The organism is Agrobacterium fabrum str. C58, assembly GCF_000092025.1.
Taxonomy (GTDB): Bacteria; Pseudomonadota; Alphaproteobacteria; order Rhizobiales; family Rhizobiaceae; genus Agrobacterium; species Agrobacterium fabrum.
Map to the genome: position 1 here is coordinate 1,043,698 of NC_003062.2, position 17,114 is coordinate 1,060,811.

18 protein-coding genes are annotated in these 17,114 nt (G+C 60.4%); 4 read left to right on the forward strand and 14 right to left on the reverse strand.

Annotated elements, in window-relative coordinates:
• Window positions 1-154 precede the first annotated feature (154 nt).
• The 8 genes from ATU_RS05205 to ATU_RS05240 all read right to left on the reverse strand — a co-directional run bounded on the left by ATU_RS05205 (window position 155) and on the right by ATU_RS05240 (window position 5,263).
• Window positions 155-976 (reverse strand): mechanosensitive ion channel family protein, encoded by an 822-nt coding sequence (locus tag ATU_RS05205; RefSeq protein ID WP_010971360.1) that lies wholly within the window; start codon window positions 974-976, stop codon window positions 155-157.
• Window positions 977-1,053: 77 nt separating this feature from the next.
• Window positions 1,054-1,572, reverse strand: coding sequence for a tyrosine phosphatase family protein (locus ATU_RS05210; RefSeq protein ID WP_010971361.1), 519 nt, complete (start codon window positions 1,570-1,572; stop codon window positions 1,054-1,056).
• Window positions 1,569-2,192: an HD domain-containing protein gene (locus ATU_RS05215; protein ID WP_035256472.1), complete on the reverse strand. Its 624-nt coding sequence runs from the start codon at window positions 2,190-2,192 to the stop codon at window positions 1,569-1,571. Before ATU_RS05215 ends, ATU_RS05210 begins: the two co-directional genes overlap by 4 nt.
• Before the next feature lie 2 nt (window positions 2,193-2,194).
• Entirely contained in the window at window positions 2,195-3,043 is an 849-nt protein-coding gene (gene ygfZ / locus ATU_RS05220; protein WP_010971363.1) for a CAF17-like 4Fe-4S cluster assembly/insertion protein YgfZ, read from the reverse strand.
• 122 nt (window positions 3,044-3,165) lie between these two features.
• On the reverse strand, window positions 3,166-3,933 hold the full coding sequence (locus ATU_RS05225; RefSeq protein WP_006314519.1) for a hypothetical protein: 768 nt from the start codon (window positions 3,931-3,933) through the stop codon (window positions 3,166-3,168).
• 14 nt (window positions 3,934-3,947) lie between these two features.
• On the reverse strand, window positions 3,948-4,205 hold the full coding sequence (locus ATU_RS05230; protein WP_006314521.1) for a hypothetical protein: 258 nt from the start codon (window positions 4,203-4,205) through the stop codon (window positions 3,948-3,950).
• Window positions 4,206-4,310: 105 nt separating this feature from the next.
• The gene (locus tag ATU_RS05235) at window positions 4,311-4,748 is read right to left on the reverse strand and encodes a TIGR02301 family protein (RefSeq protein WP_010971364.1); all 438 of its coding nucleotides are present in this window, start codon (window positions 4,746-4,748) and stop codon (window positions 4,311-4,313) included.
• A 98-nt stretch (window positions 4,749-4,846) separates the two neighbouring features.
• Window positions 4,847-5,263, reverse strand: coding sequence for an NUDIX hydrolase (locus ATU_RS05240; RefSeq protein WP_006314525.1), 417 nt, complete (start codon window positions 5,261-5,263; stop codon window positions 4,847-4,849).
• A gap of 131 nt (window positions 5,264-5,394) precedes the next feature.
• On the opposite strand from ATU_RS05240, the gene ATU_RS05245 reads away from it, so the two are divergent.
• Window positions 5,395-5,718 (forward strand): YnfA family protein, encoded by a 324-nt coding sequence (locus ATU_RS05245; protein WP_010971365.1) that lies wholly within the window; start codon window positions 5,395-5,397, stop codon window positions 5,716-5,718.
• Window positions 5,719-5,728: 10 nt separating this feature from the next.
• A complete protein-coding gene (locus tag ATU_RS05250; protein WP_010971366.1) occupies window positions 5,729-6,490 on the forward strand; it encodes an SOS response-associated peptidase in 762 nt (253 codons plus the stop codon).
• A gap of 46 nt (window positions 6,491-6,536) precedes the next feature.
• Here ATU_RS05250 and ATU_RS05255 read toward each other — a convergent pair whose 3' ends face one another.
• From ATU_RS05255 to ATU_RS05275, 6 genes are all read right to left on the reverse strand, one after another.
• The gene (locus ATU_RS05255) at window positions 6,537-7,829 is read right to left on the reverse strand and encodes a GGDEF domain-containing response regulator (RefSeq protein WP_010971367.1); all 1,293 of its coding nucleotides are present in this window, start codon (window positions 7,827-7,829) and stop codon (window positions 6,537-6,539) included.
• A 387-nt stretch (window positions 7,830-8,216) separates the two neighbouring features.
• Window positions 8,217-8,348 carry a hypothetical protein gene (locus ATU_RS26885; RefSeq protein WP_006314540.1) on the reverse strand — a complete coding sequence of 44 codons (132 nt, stop codon included), beginning with the start codon at window positions 8,346-8,348 and terminating at the stop codon, window positions 8,217-8,219.
• 171 nt (window positions 8,349-8,519) lie between these two features.
• On the reverse strand, window positions 8,520-9,386 hold the full coding sequence (pssA, locus tag ATU_RS05260) for a CDP-diacylglycerol--serine O-phosphatidyltransferase (protein WP_010971369.1): 867 nt from the start codon (window positions 9,384-9,386) through the stop codon (window positions 8,520-8,522).
• Window positions 9,387-9,409: 23 nt separating this feature from the next.
• The gene (locus ATU_RS05265) at window positions 9,410-10,108 is read right to left on the reverse strand and encodes a phosphatidylserine decarboxylase (RefSeq protein ID WP_010971370.1); all 699 of its coding nucleotides are present in this window, start codon (window positions 10,106-10,108) and stop codon (window positions 9,410-9,412) included.
• A 175-nt stretch (window positions 10,109-10,283) separates the two neighbouring features.
• A complete protein-coding gene (locus ATU_RS05270; protein ID WP_010971371.1) occupies window positions 10,284-12,170 on the reverse strand; it encodes an ABCB family ABC transporter ATP-binding protein/permease in 1,887 nt (628 codons plus the stop codon).
• Between the two features lie 111 nt (window positions 12,171-12,281).
• A complete protein-coding gene (locus tag ATU_RS05275) occupies window positions 12,282-14,306 on the reverse strand; it encodes a LysM peptidoglycan-binding domain-containing protein (protein ID WP_010972650.1) in 2,025 nt (674 codons plus the stop codon).
• A 156-nt stretch (window positions 14,307-14,462) separates the two neighbouring features.
• Between ATU_RS05275 and ATU_RS05280 the strand changes: the two genes are divergently transcribed.
• On the forward strand, window positions 14,463-15,083 hold the full coding sequence (locus ATU_RS05280) for an LOG family protein (protein ID WP_080817300.1): 621 nt from the start codon (window positions 14,463-14,465) through the stop codon (window positions 15,081-15,083).
• A gap of 262 nt (window positions 15,084-15,345) precedes the next feature.
• Window positions 15,346-17,106, forward strand: a complete 1,761-nt coding sequence (locus ATU_RS05285; RefSeq protein ID WP_010971373.1) for a peptidoglycan D,D-transpeptidase FtsI family protein — start codon at window positions 15,346-15,348, stop codon at window positions 17,104-17,106.
• Window positions 17,107-17,114: the final 8 nt, after the last annotated feature.

The following is a 17,114-nucleotide window of genomic DNA, read 5'->3' on the forward strand; positions in this document are numbered from 1 at the left end:
GATCAAAAACAAGTAACGTAATAACATTACATTTCGACCTATAGAGGCGTCTTTGGCAGGATGCAAGGGTGGGTGTTGACGTCGGGTCATGAAAAACGCGATGGCTGTTCAGCCACCGCGCTTAAAATATGCGGGCAGGATTAACCGTCAGGCCTCAGGCAGGCTGTGCGTTTACCTCGGCCTTGCGTTCGTCAAAAGCGAGCCGCATGGCTTTTGTCACGTCGCGCGTCGTTACGAAATAGTTGTCGCTGCGCACCCAATACCGCAATTTAACGGTGGCGCTGTCGGCGGTAACGGAATCCACGAATGTGACCGGGGCGGGGTCGAGCAGGATACGACTTTCCGAGCGCACCACGGTCATCAGCATATCCTGCGCGGCAGCCATATCCTCGTCGTTCTTGACAGTCAGGCTGAGTTCGTGGCGGCGTGAAGGAAAGCGGCTGTAATTGGTGATAGGCACGTTCCAGAGTGTGGAATTCGGCGCAAGCCGGTAAAGTCCGTCACTGGTCTTGAGTTCGGTGGCGAAAAGCCCGATTTCGATGATCGTGCCGCTGACCGTGCTGGTCTCGATATATTCGCCAACCCGGAAAGGGCGCAACACAAGCAACATGATGCCGGCGGCGATGTTCTGCAGCGTGCCTTGTAGCGCAAGACCGATGGCGAGGCCGGCAGCGCCGAGGGCGGCGAGAATCGAGGCCGTCTGCACCCCGAACTGGCCAAGCACCATAACGATGACCAGAATGAGCACGACGTAACGGATGCCGCCCGCGAAGAAACCGGCGAGCGTTGCATCGAAACCGCGAATGCGTGACAGGCCCTGAAACGCCCAGCGTTGCAGGAAGGCGGCGGCCAGCCAGCCAATGATCAGCAGCAGCAGCGCACCAATGACCGAAAAGGAATATTGCACCGCCAGCGCGCTCGCCTGCCGCACGGCTGTCTGCGATGCGACGAGGATATCGGTTGCCTGTTGTTCCATGAATTATCCCGTGATTCTATTGCCGTTCAGATTTGGTAACGAATGGGTGCCGCAGCGGTTCCGCCCAAAATCGGGCCTCAGCCGGCAAGCGGCAGCACGAAAGGCACGTTGCCATCGGTATCCGCCCCGCGGCCGATCGCCTTGATCGCTTTGACAAGCCTACCCTCGCGACCCAGCAGCCGGTCGCCGATGGCGATGATGCGGGAATTGGGCGTGACATAGGGTGAAACGGTGCGCAGGCGTTGCGCAAGCTCAGTCTCGTCCTGATCAGGATAAAGGCTGAGTGCGGCGATGACAGCGGCGGCCGGCGAGCGCGAGATCCCCATCCAGCAATGGATGAGCAGCGGCGCGGACTGATCCCATTCCCCCGCAAAATCGATCAGCTTCAACACATGCGCATCATCGGGTGCAATGAGATCGCCGGTGCCCTTGAAGGCGATATCGTTCATGGCAAGTGTCAGATGCCGCTCGGCGGCGACGACGGCCGGGCGGTGAAAGCTCTGCTCCTTGGCAATCAGCGTCACCATTTCGCGGGCCTTGTGCTTTACGGCCATTTCGGCGATCCGCGACAGCGGCGATACGACGATACAGGTCATACTGCGCCCCCGGTTCTGGTCACGCGCAGCGTCTCGATTGCCTCGAAGCGGGCGATGAACAGTCTTTGCGCCTCCGTCGAGGGAAGGGGGATGATATCGAACATATCGCGGGTGATGCCGCGCGGCAGGCCGAAGAATTTCTGCGCCTCGGCGGTGGAAAAACCGGCAAGCTCGGTCGCTTCGAAAAAGGCGGCCACTGTGTCGGCCTTCTTGATGCGATCCTTCAACTCGCGGGACGCATGCGGTGGCAGGCCGAAACGCAGATGCACGGCGGCTTCCAGCCGCTTTTCCACGGTCTTGTAACCGCCGCCGACCACGGATTTGAACGGCGAGATCATGTCGCCGATCACATATTCCGGCGCATCGTGCAGAAGCGCCATCTGCATCTCGTCAGGCGTGGCACCCGGGCACATGCGGCAGAAAATGGTCTCGACGATGAGGCAATGCTGGGCGACGGTAAAGGCGTGGTCGCCGCGCGTCTGGCCGTTCCAGCGGGCGACGCGGGCAAGGCCATGAGCAATGTCGGCAATTTCCACATCGAGCGGGGAAGGGTCGAGCAGGTCGAGCCGTCGTCCCGACAGCATGCGCTGCCAGGCGCGCGGACTTTTTGCGGGGGCCACTCTTAGTCCTCCGCCCGAGCCGCCGGATCGGCCGCCGGGAATGAAAGCCCGCTCCACGCTGGCAGGGCCACGCTTACCGCGACATTGTCGGCAAGAAGCGGCGTGCCGGCGGCAAGCGCATCGGCAACGCGGTCGGTCCGCACAATGGCAAGGGCCCTGTTGCCGTAGACGGTTCCCAGTGCACCGACGGGTTTTCCATTGGCGGTAATCTCCGTCCCGCTGGCGGGAAGCGTGCCATCGGCCGAAACGGTCACGACGCGCCGTCTTGCAGTGCCGCGATGTTTCATGCGGGAAACGACTTCCTGGCCAACGAAGCAGCCCTTCTTGAAGGAAACGCCGTCATTCACATCCATCAGCACATCATGGGGAAAAGCGTCCTGCAGTGCATAATCCCGGCCGGATTCGGCAATGCCGTGCTCGACGCGCAGCGCCTCATAGGCCGCAGCCTCGCCAGAGGCAGATGCGCCGGGCACACGCCGGAGATCGACACCCGCCTTGGCGAAACGGCCATCCCGCACGCCTGCCTCCGTCACGCTGTTCCCCCAGAAAACGCCGATGCCTTCCACGGTCTCGGCTTTCAGCTCGACGGGCGCGCGCAGTTTGTACATGGTCAGGCGGCGCAGCAGCGCATCCTGTTCGGCGGCACCCGTTTCAACAAGATAATCTCTACCGTCGCGCCAGATCAGGAAATCGAACAGGATCTTGCCCTGCGGCGTGAGAAGCGCCGACGCACGGGTTTCGCCCTCCGGCAGATTTTCGATGTCGGCCGTGATCAGATTGTTCAGAAACTCTTCGGCGCCGGTGCCGGAAACCCGGATCAGGCGGCGGTCGGCAAGAAAAGCGGAAGACATGGCGTCACCATTCGGTTCATCGAGACTGCGCGATATCAGGCAAAATGCAGATGCACTTTCCCGGGATGCTCATTTCGCACAGTTAGGATTTTTACCCGAGAACGGCAAGCGCCGGGATGCGATCAATCGCCGGCGGTGAAGAACTTCCATTTGCCATCGGGCGAAATGCCGATGCGGTAGAAGCTGTAATTGCCATATTCCTGCATGTCCGCCAGATCGCCCGCCGTGATGATGCGCAGCAGCTCCACTTTTTCCGGTGCAGTCAGCGTATTCAGCGGTTTCCCGGCGAAATAAGGGAAGACATAGGCTTCGTCGGGCGTGCCGGCATCGATATGGGCATAGCCTGTTGAGAGCAGGTCGATGATGATCGCCAGCACTTCCAGGCCATCAGGATCACCGGAATAGCTTTTCAATGCCGCGATCGGGTCTTCGCTGTCACTGCCGTCGATGCGGAACTGATTCTGTCCGGCAACGATGAAAGGCCGCAGTTTCTCGATATCGCCTGATGCGGCGGCATCTATGATCTGCTGGCGCAGCTTGCGCACGGGCTCGGGCGCCTTGGAAATATCGTGCTCGATGACAACAGACATTTCCGGCGTCGTGTCGGGCTTGGCGGATTGCTGGTTCGCTTTGCCGGCGGAACGGTCGACCAGCGGGTCGGGCAGGGGAATGCCATCCGAATCGCCTTCGACTTCGTCGGGCTCCGCAGGCTGTGCCTGCTGCGGCTGTTCGCCGTTTTGTGCCTGCGGTTCGCTTTCACCCTTCTGCGCCGGCTTCAGCTCGGAAAGGGCAAAGGCTTTTTCAGGCAGGCCTATAGGGCCGGCGGTGAGCGCAAGCAGGATGGACAGCAGGGCGGAAGAGCGCAAAAGCCCCTTGCTCAGGCAAGACATGATAGACTCCGGCTTTACTGTATGATCCGCTGCGGCGAAAATTCGCCCTGAAGCATACGCTGGCGCAGCGATTCCAGCATTGCTTCCGCGCCGGCCTCGCCGTGGATACGGATGGTTTCACGCATGGCCAGAGCGATCGCGGCATCGGCGATGATCTCAGGCTCGATGCCGTCGGCCATGCCGTCAGCCCATGCCTCGTTCTGGTGTTCCAGAGCGACCTGCATCTTTTCATGCACGATCATATCGTCGATTTCGTTACGGCTCGTCTGCATTTTTCATCCTCGACAGGGCGGGCAAGTCCTTACCACCCTGTTAACAACACTAGCAGCCTTTTATCAAAACGGCACGGGCTGCGGCGAAAAGAGGTTAATAAACCTTTAATTTCCGAACCTGGACGCGATTTCCTGCGCGAGTGTTGCCCCTTCGTTACGGTAGTTCTCTTCTGCCATGATGGCGGCGCGTGTGCAACTGGTGTGGATGGCTGCAAAGGAGCGGTATCCACGGTTGAATGCAGCCGTCATGCGCTGGCGTCGTTCGGGTTCGCTCGCCGTGTCCGCAGCCAGAAGGGCGCTCATCGATTTGCGCCAGTCCTCCGGCCCGGAAGAGGGACACAGCGTTCTCAGATATTGCACCGCGCCCAATATTTCCGAAAGCCGCGCCAGCTTGTCGTCATAAGGGGCAGGTTTGGGCGGCGCCGCTTCCGCAGGACGTGCCTCGGAAACGGATTTTGAGGGCTGCGCATAAGCGACGCCTTCTTGCCCTGATATGGCAAGCATTGTCAGAAAAAGAGACAGGAAGATGGTTGGTCGTATCAAAATTCTATTCTGCCCCACACATACTCGTGAACTGTTGGCTCGTGACCATCCGGCGGGCGGGTCGGTCCTAGATAATAGCGATTCTGGCTGGCTGGCAATCATGCAAGCAGGCGCTCGGCACATTCGACAACGCTTTCGGGCGCCGGCAGAAGGCGAATCTCCGCCAAGGTGTACCAGCCCGCATCCGCCGCATCATCACCCACTGTCACCAGCGGATCTGCATCTGTTTCCACGGTGAAGACTGATAGGAAATAGTGGCTCGTCAGCACGCCTTTAGCGTCACGGGTGGGAAGATCGTAGGTCGCGAAAAGCTGCGGCCTGCGGGCGATGATACCGGTTTCCTCGTGCAGCTCGCGCAATGCCGTCTCGTCCGGAGTTTCCCCTTCTTCGGCCCGTCCGCCGGGAAAGGCGAACATGTCCTTGGAGGGCGGGTTGATACGGCGCACCAGAAGCAGCCGGTCTCCATTCCTGACGATGGCGGAGGAGGCGGCACGGGGCTTGATACGAAGGGTCATGAATGGTTTCGCTTGTTTCGGCCGTTTCCGGCCTGTCTATAGTGGTCGTCACTCGGAAAAATCGATTCCGGTTTCCGCGCCGATGGTTATAGTCCGGAACGGGTGCGATTGTGCATGCTAAAGACGGTGGAATGAAGGTCTATCTTATCTATGTTCTGGCGGCCGTTGCCGAAATCGCCGGCTGTTTTTCCTTCTGGGCCTGGCTGAAACTCGGCAAGACCGGCTGGATATTGCTGCCCGGCATGGTGGCGCTGGCCGCTTTTGCGTGGCTTCTGACGCTGGTTGCGACGGAGGCGGCGGGCAGGGCCTATGCCGCCTATGGCGGGATCTATATTGCCGCCTCGCTGTTCTGGCTCTGGGGCGTGGAAGGCCATGCACCGGACAGGTGGGATATTGCCGGCGGTGTCGTCTGCCTTGCCGGCACCGCCATCATCCTGTTCGGACCAAGGGGTTGAGGAGAAGGCCATGTGCGGACGTTTCGTGCTAAAGGCAACGCCGGAAGAGATCGCCGATTATCTCGATCTGATCGGCCTTGAGGATTTTCCCGCCCGTTTCAACATCGCGCCGACCCAACCCATTCTGGTCGTCATGGAAGGCGAGCAGCAGGAGCGCGGCAGCAACCTGCCCAACCGCCGGGCCGTGCTGGTGCGCTGGGGTTTCATGCCGGGCTGGGTGAAGGATCCGAAGGACTTTCCGCTGCTCATCAATGCCCGTTCCGAAACCGCAATCGGCAAGGCCTCCTTCCGAGCCGCCATGCGCCATCGCCGCGTGCTCATCCCGGCAACCGGCTTTTACGAATGGCGACGCCCGCCAAAGGAGGAGGGCGGCAAAGCCCAGCCCTATTTTATCCGCCCGAAAAACGGCGGCATCGTTGCTTTCGCCGGCCTCATGGAAACCTGGTCTTCTGCCGACGGCTCGGAGGTCGATACCGGCGCGATCCTCACCACCGCCGCCAATGCCGCGATCGGCCGTATTCACGATCGTATGCCCGTTGTCATTGCGCCGGAGGATTTCAGCCGCTGGCTGGACTGCAAGACCCAGGAGCCACGCGAGGTCGCTGATCTGATGCGACCGGTTCAGGGTGATTTCTTCGAGATGATTCCGGTCTCGGACAAGGTCAACAAGGTCGCCAATGTCGGGGCCGATCTCATCGATCCGGTGCCGGAAAGCGCGCCGCTGGCGAAGGTCAGGCCGGCGAAGGATGACGGGCAGATGTCGCTGTTTTGAGGCGTTTTTTGTGCCTAGAGACTAGAGCTGAGCGTTGCCGCGGCCTTCAGCCGTTCAGCCCGATTTTCTGCAGGCCTTCCTGGATCATGATGTCGGAATAAACGCGGTTGCGGCCATTCGCCTTGGCGAGATAGAGCAACTGATCCGCCGCATTCAGCTGGTTGTCGAAGGGCTCGCCCTTTTCGATCTCCACGACACCGAGTGAAATTGTCAGTGCCAGGCTGCTGCCGCTCAGCTGCCGGCCGTTCTTTTCCACCTGTTCGCGCAGTTCCTCGCAGAAGGCATAGGCAGCCCGCGCATCCAGCCCTCGCAGGAACACGGCAAATTCCTCACCGCCGAGGCGGGCGGGAATATGGCGTTGCTCGTCGCACATGCCCTGCAGCAGTTCAGCCAGCTTCTTCAGCGCCCTGTCGCCGGCATCGTGCCCTAGCGTGTCGTTGATCTTCTTGAAATGGTCAATGTCGAGAATGGCGACTGCGCCGCTCTCGTCATTGTCATTGATGACATCCATCAGCGCGCGCGTGCGCTCGAAGAAGGAGCGGCGATTGGGCAGGCCGGTGAGGTGGTCCCGTTCGGCCAGTTCACGCAGGCGCTTGAGCTGCTTCAGTGTCTCGATATTGTTGTCGATGCGGCACTGCAATTCTTCCGGTACGAAGGGGCGGTAGACGAAATCCGACGCGCCGGCCTTGAGGAAGCTTGCCGAAAGCAGGCGGTCCGTGGAGGAGGATATGCCGATCACCCGCAGGTCTTCGGAGGACCTGCTGTCGCGGATGCGCCGTGTCAGTTCATAACCGTCCATATCCGGCATGTGGTAATCGGTAATGACGAGCTGGATTGACGGGTCCTGCGAGAGGATTTCCAGCGCCCGGTTGCCCGAATGGGCTTCGCTGACCTTGAAATTCTGCCGCTCCAGAATTTCCACGAGGCCGGAGCGTGCGGTGCGCGCATCATCGACCACCAGAACGGAAAAACGCTTGTTGGTCATAATCCGGTCGACCGTCTTGACCACGGCATCGACGGTGCGATGGCCGTCCTTGACGATATAGTCGATGATCTTCTTTTCGGCATAACGCTTGCGCGCTTCCTCATCCACCGTTGCAGTGAAGACGATGGCCGGCACCTTGCGCTCGGATAGAAGCGTCAGAATTTCCCCCTTGGGCGCATCGGGCAGGTTGAGACCCGTCAGCGCCAGCGTGAAATTATTGGCCTGCATCAGGGCATCGGCCTCGGCCATGCTGGCGCAATGGACGACCTCGGCTTCCGTTTCATCCGAAAGCCGCGTCCTCAGCAGCATGGAAAGCGCAACGGAATCTTCAATCAGAAGGATTTTATCCTGCATGGCCGTCCCAAGCCCCCCTGGCCCGTCTCCCCAGTCTTTCCTCAACGCCGAATATTCGTCATTCGCGTATCCGCGAATTCGAAGGCCAGCTTATGCATTGTTGTGGAAAAAATGCGGAATAGAAAAGTTCTTTTGTATTCACTAATCTATACGTTGGCGCTCGTATAGCCTTCTTGTCGAAGGCGGGCTTTGTACTGCAGTTTCGTTGCGGCTTCGTTACGGAAGTCGGCCATTTCTATGAATAGTTTGCGATCGACAATATCGCGGGGTGCAAGAAACAAAAACGGCGCCTGCAAAAGGCGCCGCGCGATTGTTGATCTTCCGTCAGGATTTCTCCGTTTTCCGGAAAATCCCCAATATCCGCTGATATCAGAAAAATGAATGTTTTCAGGCGGTTTTGGCGGTGGGCTTACGCTTCAGCATCAGGGCTGCGGCAGCAACGGCCTTCAGTCCGAGCGGGCGGTAGTGGCTCTTGAGGTCGGGCTTCGCCTGCGGCTGTGCCTTCGTCTCGTTCGTCATTTCTCTCTCTCCACAATTCACGCCAATCGCCTTTGCGATGCGTGTGAGCCCCTTCTTTCGAGGCTAATCTTGACGGATTCGAGGCGAAAGAGACGAAGACGGTTTTTCAGGCTGCGACATTTTGCGTCACATCCTGCACCGGCTTGTCTGGCAAAAAATAAACCTGCGGTTTTAAATGCCGCGATCGAGGCCGTTGCCGCCATTGGCATCGTCATGCGCGTCTTCCTCGATGGTCAGCGTACCGTAGCGGCGATGCCAGAGGCGGGCGCTGATGGGAATGAAGACGAGATAGGCGGCGACCGTCAGAACCAGAACTTCCCAGGTGAAGCTCATCAGCATCGCCACATAGAGCACGACGACGAGGATCATCGGCAGCACCAGATCACGGCGAATGCGGGTACTGGACTTTCCCGACCAGACCGGCAGACGGCTGATGAGAAGATAACCGATCAGGACGGTGTAGGCGGCGGCGACGTAAGCGAAGGGCTTGTCCGGCTCCACGCCGAGGAAGCCGAGATAGACCGGCAGAAGCACCAGCATCGCGCCCATCGGGGCCGGAACGCCGACAAAAAATTCGCTCTGCCAAGGCGCCTTTACCGGCCGCTCGATCATGACGTTGAAGCGCGCCAGGCGCAGGCCGGCGGCAATGACATAGATGAGGGCGCCGATCCAGCCAATCGAACGCGCCTGATCGAGCAGATAGATATAGACGACGAGAGCAGGAGCGACACCGAAATTGACGATATCGGCAAGCGAATCCATCTGCTCGCCGAATTTGGAGGTCGCCTTCATCATGCGGGCAACACGCCCGTCCACGCCGTCGAGAAAGGCGGCGAGGAGCACCATACCGACGGCGAGTTCAAAGCGGCCTTCGATGGCAAGGCGTACGCCGCTCAAGCCTGCGCAGATCGCGAGAACGGTGATCAGATTGGGCACCAGGAGGCGAAAGGGAATTTCCCTCAGGCGCGGCCCACGGCCGCTATCACTGCGGCCCTCCTGTTTTCCGTTCTGCTGCGGCTCCGAAATCGGCGTTTCCATGCGCATGCCCTTCCTGTTTATCCTTAGCCGCGACGGCTAAGGACCGGACCCTTGGCCGAGCCGAATTCGGCAAGCACGGTCTCACCGGCGATTGCCGTCTGGCCAACCGATACACGCGGCTCGAAACCTGCGGGAAGGAAGATATCGAGGCGCGAACCGAAACGGATAAGGCCGAAACGCTCACCGGCATCAACAGGTTCATTCGGCTTCACCCAGCAGACGATGCGGCGGGCGACCATGCCGGCGATCTGCACCACACCTACCTTGCCATGCGAGGTCTCGATGACGAGGCCGTTGCGCTCATTGTCTTCCGAAGCCTTGTCGACTTCGGCATTGAGGAAGAGGCCGGGACGGTAAGCGACATTGACGATGCGGCCACGCACGGGCGCGCGGTTCACATGGCAGTTGAACACGTTCATGAACACCGAAATACGAACCATCGGTTCCTTGCCGAGTTCCAGTTCCAGCGGCGGAACGACACTCTGCACGGCCGAAACCTTGCCGTCGGCCGGGCTGATGATGAGGTCGTCATCCTGCGGCGTGACACGCTCGGGATCGCGGAAGAAATAGGCGCACCAGGCCGTCAGCACGAGACCGACCCAGAAGAGCGGTTCGGCGATCCAGCCGAGCACCAGCGATGCGACGAAGAAGGCCGCCACGAAGACATAACCTTCCTTGTGGATCGGTACGATGGTGTTGCGAATGGTGTCGAACAGATTCATATGGTTCCTTGCTCCGGTTTTTGTCTGCGCCTCCATATGTGGTCTTCATACAACACGATCCATACGGGCATGCGACAAACTTCGCCTTGCTGGTTACAGCCAAACGTCCCGCCCGGCAATGGCCCGGCGGGTCTCCCACCCCGGTTCCCCCGGAGTTTATGCCGAGTTTATGCCGTCAATGCGCCGGTTCGCCGCGGTCCACGACGCCGAGATCGTCGCTTTCGCGAACATGGCGCAGCATCTCTTCGGCGCGGATCGCCTCGCGCTGGCGGCTCCACATCGAGGCGTAGAGGCCATCATGCGCCATCAGCGAGGCATGCGTTCCCCGCTCGGCGATCAGTCCTTCCTTCAGCACGATGATTTCGTCCGCGTGGATGACCGTGGAGAGGCGGTGGGCGATGACCAGCGTGGTGCGGTTTTTCGAGACGATGTCGAGGGCGCTCTGGATTTCCTGCTCGGTATGCGTATCGAGCGCCGAGGTCGCCTCGTCGAGGATCAGGATCGGCGGTGCCTTGAGAATGGTCCGGGCAATCGCCACGCGCTGCTTTTCGCCACCCGAAAGCTTCAGTCCCCGTTCGCCGACCATGGTGGCGTAACCGTCCGGCAGTTTGCCGATGAAGGCGCTGATCTGCGCTGCATCCGCCGCTGCCTTCAGCTCCTCGTCGGTGGCGGAGGGGCGACCGTAGCGGATATTGTAGGCGAGGGTGTCGTTGAACAGCACGGTATCCTGCGGCACCATGCCGATCATCGAGCGCAGGCTCTTTTGCGTCACGTCGCGAATATCCTGCCCGTCGATGGTAACGGCGCCCTCCTGAATATCGTAGAAACGATAAAGCAGCCGCGAGATCGTCGATTTTCCCGCACCGGAAGGGCCGACGATCGCCACCGTCTTGCCCGCCGGCACATCGAAGGAAACGCCCTTGAGGATCGGTCTTTCAGGGTCGTAGGCAAAATGCACGTCGCGGAAGGAGATCGCGCCGGGACCGGCCGCAAGCGGCTTCGCATCCGGCCTGTCGGTGACTTCGGCCTCCACCTCGAGAAGATCGAACATCTGTTCGATGTCGGTCAGGCCCTGGCGGATTTCGCGATAAACGAAGCCGATGAAATTGAGCGGCACGGAAAGCTGCAGCAGCAGCGCATTGACGAACACGAAATCGCCGATGGTCTGCTCGCCGCGCTGCACGGCCAGTGCCGACATCACCATCATGATCGTGGAGCCGATGCCGAAAATCACGCCCTGGCCAAAGTTCAGCCAGCCGAGCGAGGTCCAGATCGAGATCGCCGATTTTTCGTAACGCTCCATGGCGACGTCGAAACGCCGTGCCTCCATTTCCTCATTGCCGAAATATTTGACGGTCTCGAAGTTGAGTAGCGAATCGATCGCCTTGGTATTGGCGTCGGTATCGCTGTCATTCATGGCGCGGCGGATGCCGATACGCCAGTTGCTGGCCCTGACCGTGAACCAGATATAGGCCCAGACGGTGACGACGGTGACCAGCACATAGGAAAAACCATAGGACGCCCAGAAGATGATGGCCGTCAGCAGGAATTCGATGAAGGTCGGTGCGGTATTGAGAATGGTGAAGCGGACAATGGTTTCGATGCCCTTCGTGCCGCGCTCGATGACCCGCGACAGCCCGCCGGTCTTGCGCTCCAGATGGAAACGCAGCGAAAGCCGGTGCATGTGCACGAAGGTACGATAGGCGAGCTGGCGCACCGCATGTTGGCCGACGCTGGCAAACAGCGAATCGCGCAGCTGGTTGAGCCCGACCTGGATCAGCCGCGTCAGATTATAGGCGATGACCAGCGCCACCGCGCCGAGCAGGAAGGCCGGAACCAGCCCTGCCATGTCGAGCTTGCCGTTCAGCGCATCCGTCGCCCATTTGAAGAAATAGGGAACCGCGATCAGCACCAGCTTGGCGACGATGAGGAACACGGTTGCCCAGATCACCCGCATCTTCAGGTCCCACCGACCCTCTGGCCACATATAGGGCCAGAGATTGATCAGGGTCTGGGTCGGATTGCTGGAATCCGCCGAAATGGTTTTTTTCTTCGTGGCCATCATTCTCTCCGGTCACTGCCGGAAGCCGACAGCAGGACGGCGGCTTTGGTCAAGCCGCCGCGCGTGTCACAGATAGGATCGTTGCGGGTTCATCGCAACGTCTTCACATCCTCAGGAGCCACTCTTCAGCCGCTTGCGGTGGAGTTCTTCCGCGTTCGGCAGTGCCTCTTTCGGCACGCCGAAAATCTGGCCGGGCTCGATCAGGTCAGGGTTTCTGATCTGGTCCTCATTGGCGAGGTAGATCGTGGTGTAACGCACGCCCTGTCCGTAAACGCGCCGGGAAATCTGCCACAGCGTGTCGCCGCGGCGGATGATGACGCTGTTCTGGCTTTCGGCAAGCGGTGCCTGCTCGAAGGTCTGAGGGCCGGCAGGGACTTGCGGCACGGGCGCAGGCGGAGCGATGATGTGCAGTTCGGCGAGGCGGCTTGCCAGCGAGGCGATGCCCTTGCCGATGGCGGCCACATCGTTCGGCCAGGCTTCTACCGTCGCAAGCAGCTGACGCGCCTTGCCCGTGATATCGCCGGCAAAAGCGGTGAAGTCAGGCTCCGTGGCAGCGGCAGTGCGGAACTCGGAGAGCGATTTCAGCGCGATCACCACCGCGGAGCGGCCGGCAATGGCCTGATCGAGCGCCGGCGTCGCCTGATCCTTGTAAAGATTGGAGAGGATGCCGAACGCCTTGGCGACATCGGTGCGCAGCTTTTCAAATGCGGCGCGGTCACTCGCCGTGCTCTGGTTTTCAGCCGGTGCCGCGGTCGTGTTGGCCGACGATGAGGCCGATGGGGCCTGCATGGCAACGGTTGCCTGATCGGTCTGCGGCCGCTCGAAGGGAACGCGCACCCGCACCTTCGCCGTGCCATCGGCATTCAGTTCCTCGACGGTGATGATGTGGCTGCCGACGGCAAGATCGACATCGCCTTCGATGACGAAATGACCGGATGCCTCAGTCGTGCTCTTGCCGATTTCCTTGTCGTCGACAAGCGCGCGAACGGTCGAACCGCCTGGCGCGGAACCCGCGACGAAGATCTTCGATCCCTCGAATTCGACGGCGGTGACCTGAACGCTCGACGTGAGCGGGGCAACGGCAGTCGATCCGGCAGCGGTGGGAGCGGCAGTGCCCGAAGAGGGCACGGGCGTATTGTTGGCGGTGGTTTCGGAGGTTGCGGCAGACGGTTGCGACGGCGTGGCCTGCTGCGGCTGGAGCGCTGGAGGTGCTGCCTCGGGCATGGCCAGCACACGGCTTGCCTTGCCGGGTTTGGAAACCATGGCCAGAAGCTCGCCCGACTTGCTCTGCGGTACGGAAACGGTCGCCACTTCCTCGGACTGCGTCGCCTTGCCGTTGGCATCGGTTGAACGCAACACCAGCTCATGATCGCCGGGCGGCAGGGGATTGTCGAAAACGGCGGCGAAATCGCCCGTGCCGTCGATGGTCGTCTGGGCGATCACCTTGCCGTTGCTCAGAATTTCAAGCTTTGCGCCGGGCTGCGCCTTGCCGGCGATCACGGCCGAACCATCGGGCTCGACGCGCAGCACGTCGAATGTCGGTGTGCCGGAAGAGGCCTGGGCGGCATCGGCGGGGGCGGCGGTCGGATTTGCGGCTTGAGGCGCGCCATCGTCGGTGCCGGCAAATACGCCAGCCAGACGGCGGACCTGTGCTGCCGCGGCAGCCGCATTGTCAGGCAGGCCGCGCAGGAAGGCAGTAGTGCGTTCGGCCGCGGCACGCGCCGTGGTGATGAGCCGCGACGTGGTTTCGTCCAGCGACTCTGGAATGTCGATATTGGTCAGTTCCTTCAGCGAAGCCTCGACCTTTTTGCGGGCCGCTGCAAAATCGGCATCGGACGGAACCTTGTTGTCGGCGAAAAGCGAGGCCATGTCCTTGATCGACTGGGTTGCGGAAGCCGCCCGGCGGCCGACCTTGTCGGCAATGCTGGCCGTCTCCTCGGCCGCGTCGGAGAGGATGTCACCCGCCTTGTCGGCTCCCATTTCAACGCTGTTCTTCACCGCGTTGCCGGCCTCGTTGATGGCGTCGCCGATCGGTTTGCCGTCGTTGGAAATCCTCGGCAGGACGAAAAAGATCATGAGCAGGGACGCAATGCCCAGCACGATCAGCGCCAGCAAACCGGCCTTATTGTTTTTCATCCTGGAATCTCCGGATATTTCAAGCTTTTCACACGAGTTGAGATTGCTAGCGTCTTACCCTTCGCCAGACAAGCGGCGAGTGGGCAAAAGGCCATATTTGCAAGGGATTTCCCAAATTTTCTTGACGTGCCGCATCGCACATTGTTCCTTCCCTCCATGACGGACAAAAATACAGCGATTCGATCCATCTGCGTTTATTGCGGCTCCCAGCCCGGACGTGACCCGGCTCATATGGAAGCAGGCCGCGCGCTTGGGAAATCCATAGCCGAAAACGGCATTCGCCTCGTCTACGGCGGCGGCACCAAGGGCATCATGGGCGCGGTTGCCAGCGGCGTTCTCTCCAATGGCGGCGAAGTGACCGGCATCATACCGGAATTTCTGGTCGATATGGAGGCAACACGCCATTCTCTCGGACAATTGAACGAGCTTGTCATCACCAAGGACATGCATGAGCGCAAACATATGATGTTCGAGCGCTCGGATGCCTTCGTGACCCTGCCCGGCGGCGTCGGCACGCTGGAAGAGATCGTCGAGATCATGACCTGGGCGCAGCTCGGCCGCCATGCCAAGCCGATGGTCTTCGCCAATATCAACGGTTTCTGGAACCCCATGCTGGAACTGGTGCAGCACATGCGCGACCAGGGTTTCATCCACCGCGCCCATCTTCTGAACCCGCTCATCGTCGACGAGGTGAAGGACATCGTGCCCGCCATCATCGACCGGGCGCTGGCGCAGCAGAACCCCGAAGGCGATCCTTCGGTAATTTCCCGGCTCTAGAGCGCGTCGCGTCTAGTCGTATTCATGTAACGCGCTCGTCCAAAACCGCTGCATATTTTGGCAGACGGGCGATGGAGGCTACCATTGTTAACGGCCGCCCGGCGGCTCGTTACAATTTTAAGTGTATATTAATACAGATTTAACAGCGGCATCGTTCCACCCGCTCTTTTCATGGCCCCGCGACTGATCCTGTGCCAGCCTCTCCAGAGGCGTTGGTGGTGCGGAATTTTCTTCTGCAGCCATGAAGTGGGCGGCATCAGACATGATTGCTTTTGTGATGCGGCTCAGGAGCCGGGCGCATTTTATTATTCAGAGACATCCCGGTAAGACTGGCGATGCCATCCTCGGTTCCGCCGCCCGCCGCCGGGTCGATGCGCGGGTGAGGCTCGGTATTGTGATCGCCGTCTTCGCCGCCATCTATGTCGTCGTGGCAGCACGGCTCGTCCAATATGGCCTCGCCGAACCCGTGGCGACGGCCTGGATCAATACCGGGGCCAATGCCGTCGCCTCCCGGCCTGATATTGTCGACCGCAACGGCATGCTTCTGGCGACCGATCTCAACATGGTGTCGCTTTATGCGGATCCGCGCCGGGTGGTTGATCCCGATGAGGTGGTGGAGAAGCTAGCAAGCGTCATCCCCAATCTCGACTGGCGTGAAACGCATCGCCGGTTGCGTTCGGACACCGGCTTCCAGTGGCTGCGGCGCCAGCTGACGCCCCGGCAACAGGCGGATATTCTCAATCTCGGCATACCGGGTATCGGTTTCCGGCCGGAAAAACGACGGTTCTATCCGGGCGGTCCGGCCGCTTCGCATATTATCGGCCACGTCAATGTCGACAATCAGGGTCTTGCCGGCATGGAGCGTTATCTCGACCAGCAGGGGCTGGCTGATCTGCGCGCCGTCGGCCTTGCCAGCGGCGCACCGCTGGAGCCCGTGAAGCTTTCCATCGATATGCGGGTGCAGAACATCGTCCGCGAGGTCGTCGTGAAGGCGAAGAGCGCCTATGAGGCGGAAGCTGCGGGCTCGGTCATCCTCGATGTGGAGACCGGCGAGGTGCTGGCCATGGCCTCGGTGCCGGACTACGACCCCAACGAACCGTCCCGCACCCTTGCCGATGGCAGCATCGACAGGGACTATGAAAAGGGTTGGTTCAACCGCATGAGCAACGCCACCTTCGAAATGGGGTCCACCTTCAAGAGCTTCACGCTCGCCATGGGGCTGGATGCCGGGGCGATCACCCTCAATTCGGTGGTGGACGCCTCGCGGCCAATCCGCATGGGCGGCTTCACCATCAAGGATTTCAAGGGCCGGAACCGCCCGCTATCGATCCCGGAAGTGTTTCAATATTCATCGAATATCGGCACGGCGGCGGTGGCCGACAAGGTGGGCGTCGAAGGCCACCAGCAGTTCCTGACGAAACTCGGGCTGCTGACGAAAATGGACACGGAGATGCCTGGAGTAGCGACGCCGACCCAGCCGAGAGTGTGGAAGAAGATCAATTCCGTTACCATCTCCTTCGGCCATGGCGTTGCCACCACGCCGCTGCAGACGGCGGTGGCGGCCGCAGCCCTCATCAATGGCGGCAACCTGATGTCGCCAACGTTCCTGCCGCGTTCGAAAGAGGATGCGGCCTCGATTTCACGCAGCGTCATCGAGCAGAAGACGAGCGCGGATATGCGCTACCTGTTCAACTGGAACGGCATCAAGGGTTCCGGCCGCGGCGCACAGGTGGAGGGATTTCATGTGGGCGGCAAAACCGGAACGGCCGACAAGGTGATCAACGGCCGTTACGCCAAGAATATCAATTTCAACGCCTTCGTCGCCGGTTTTCCCATGCACAAGCCGAAATACGTCGTGCTGACGATGATTGACGCCCCGAAGACCGGCGTGAATGGCGGGCGCACGGCGGCTTCCACCGCAGCCCCGATGACGCGGGAGATCATCGCGCAGACGGCGGGGCTTCTCGGTGTGAAGCCGCGTTTTGGTTATGACGCGACGCCGCAATTGCTGGTGGATTATTGAGCCCTGAC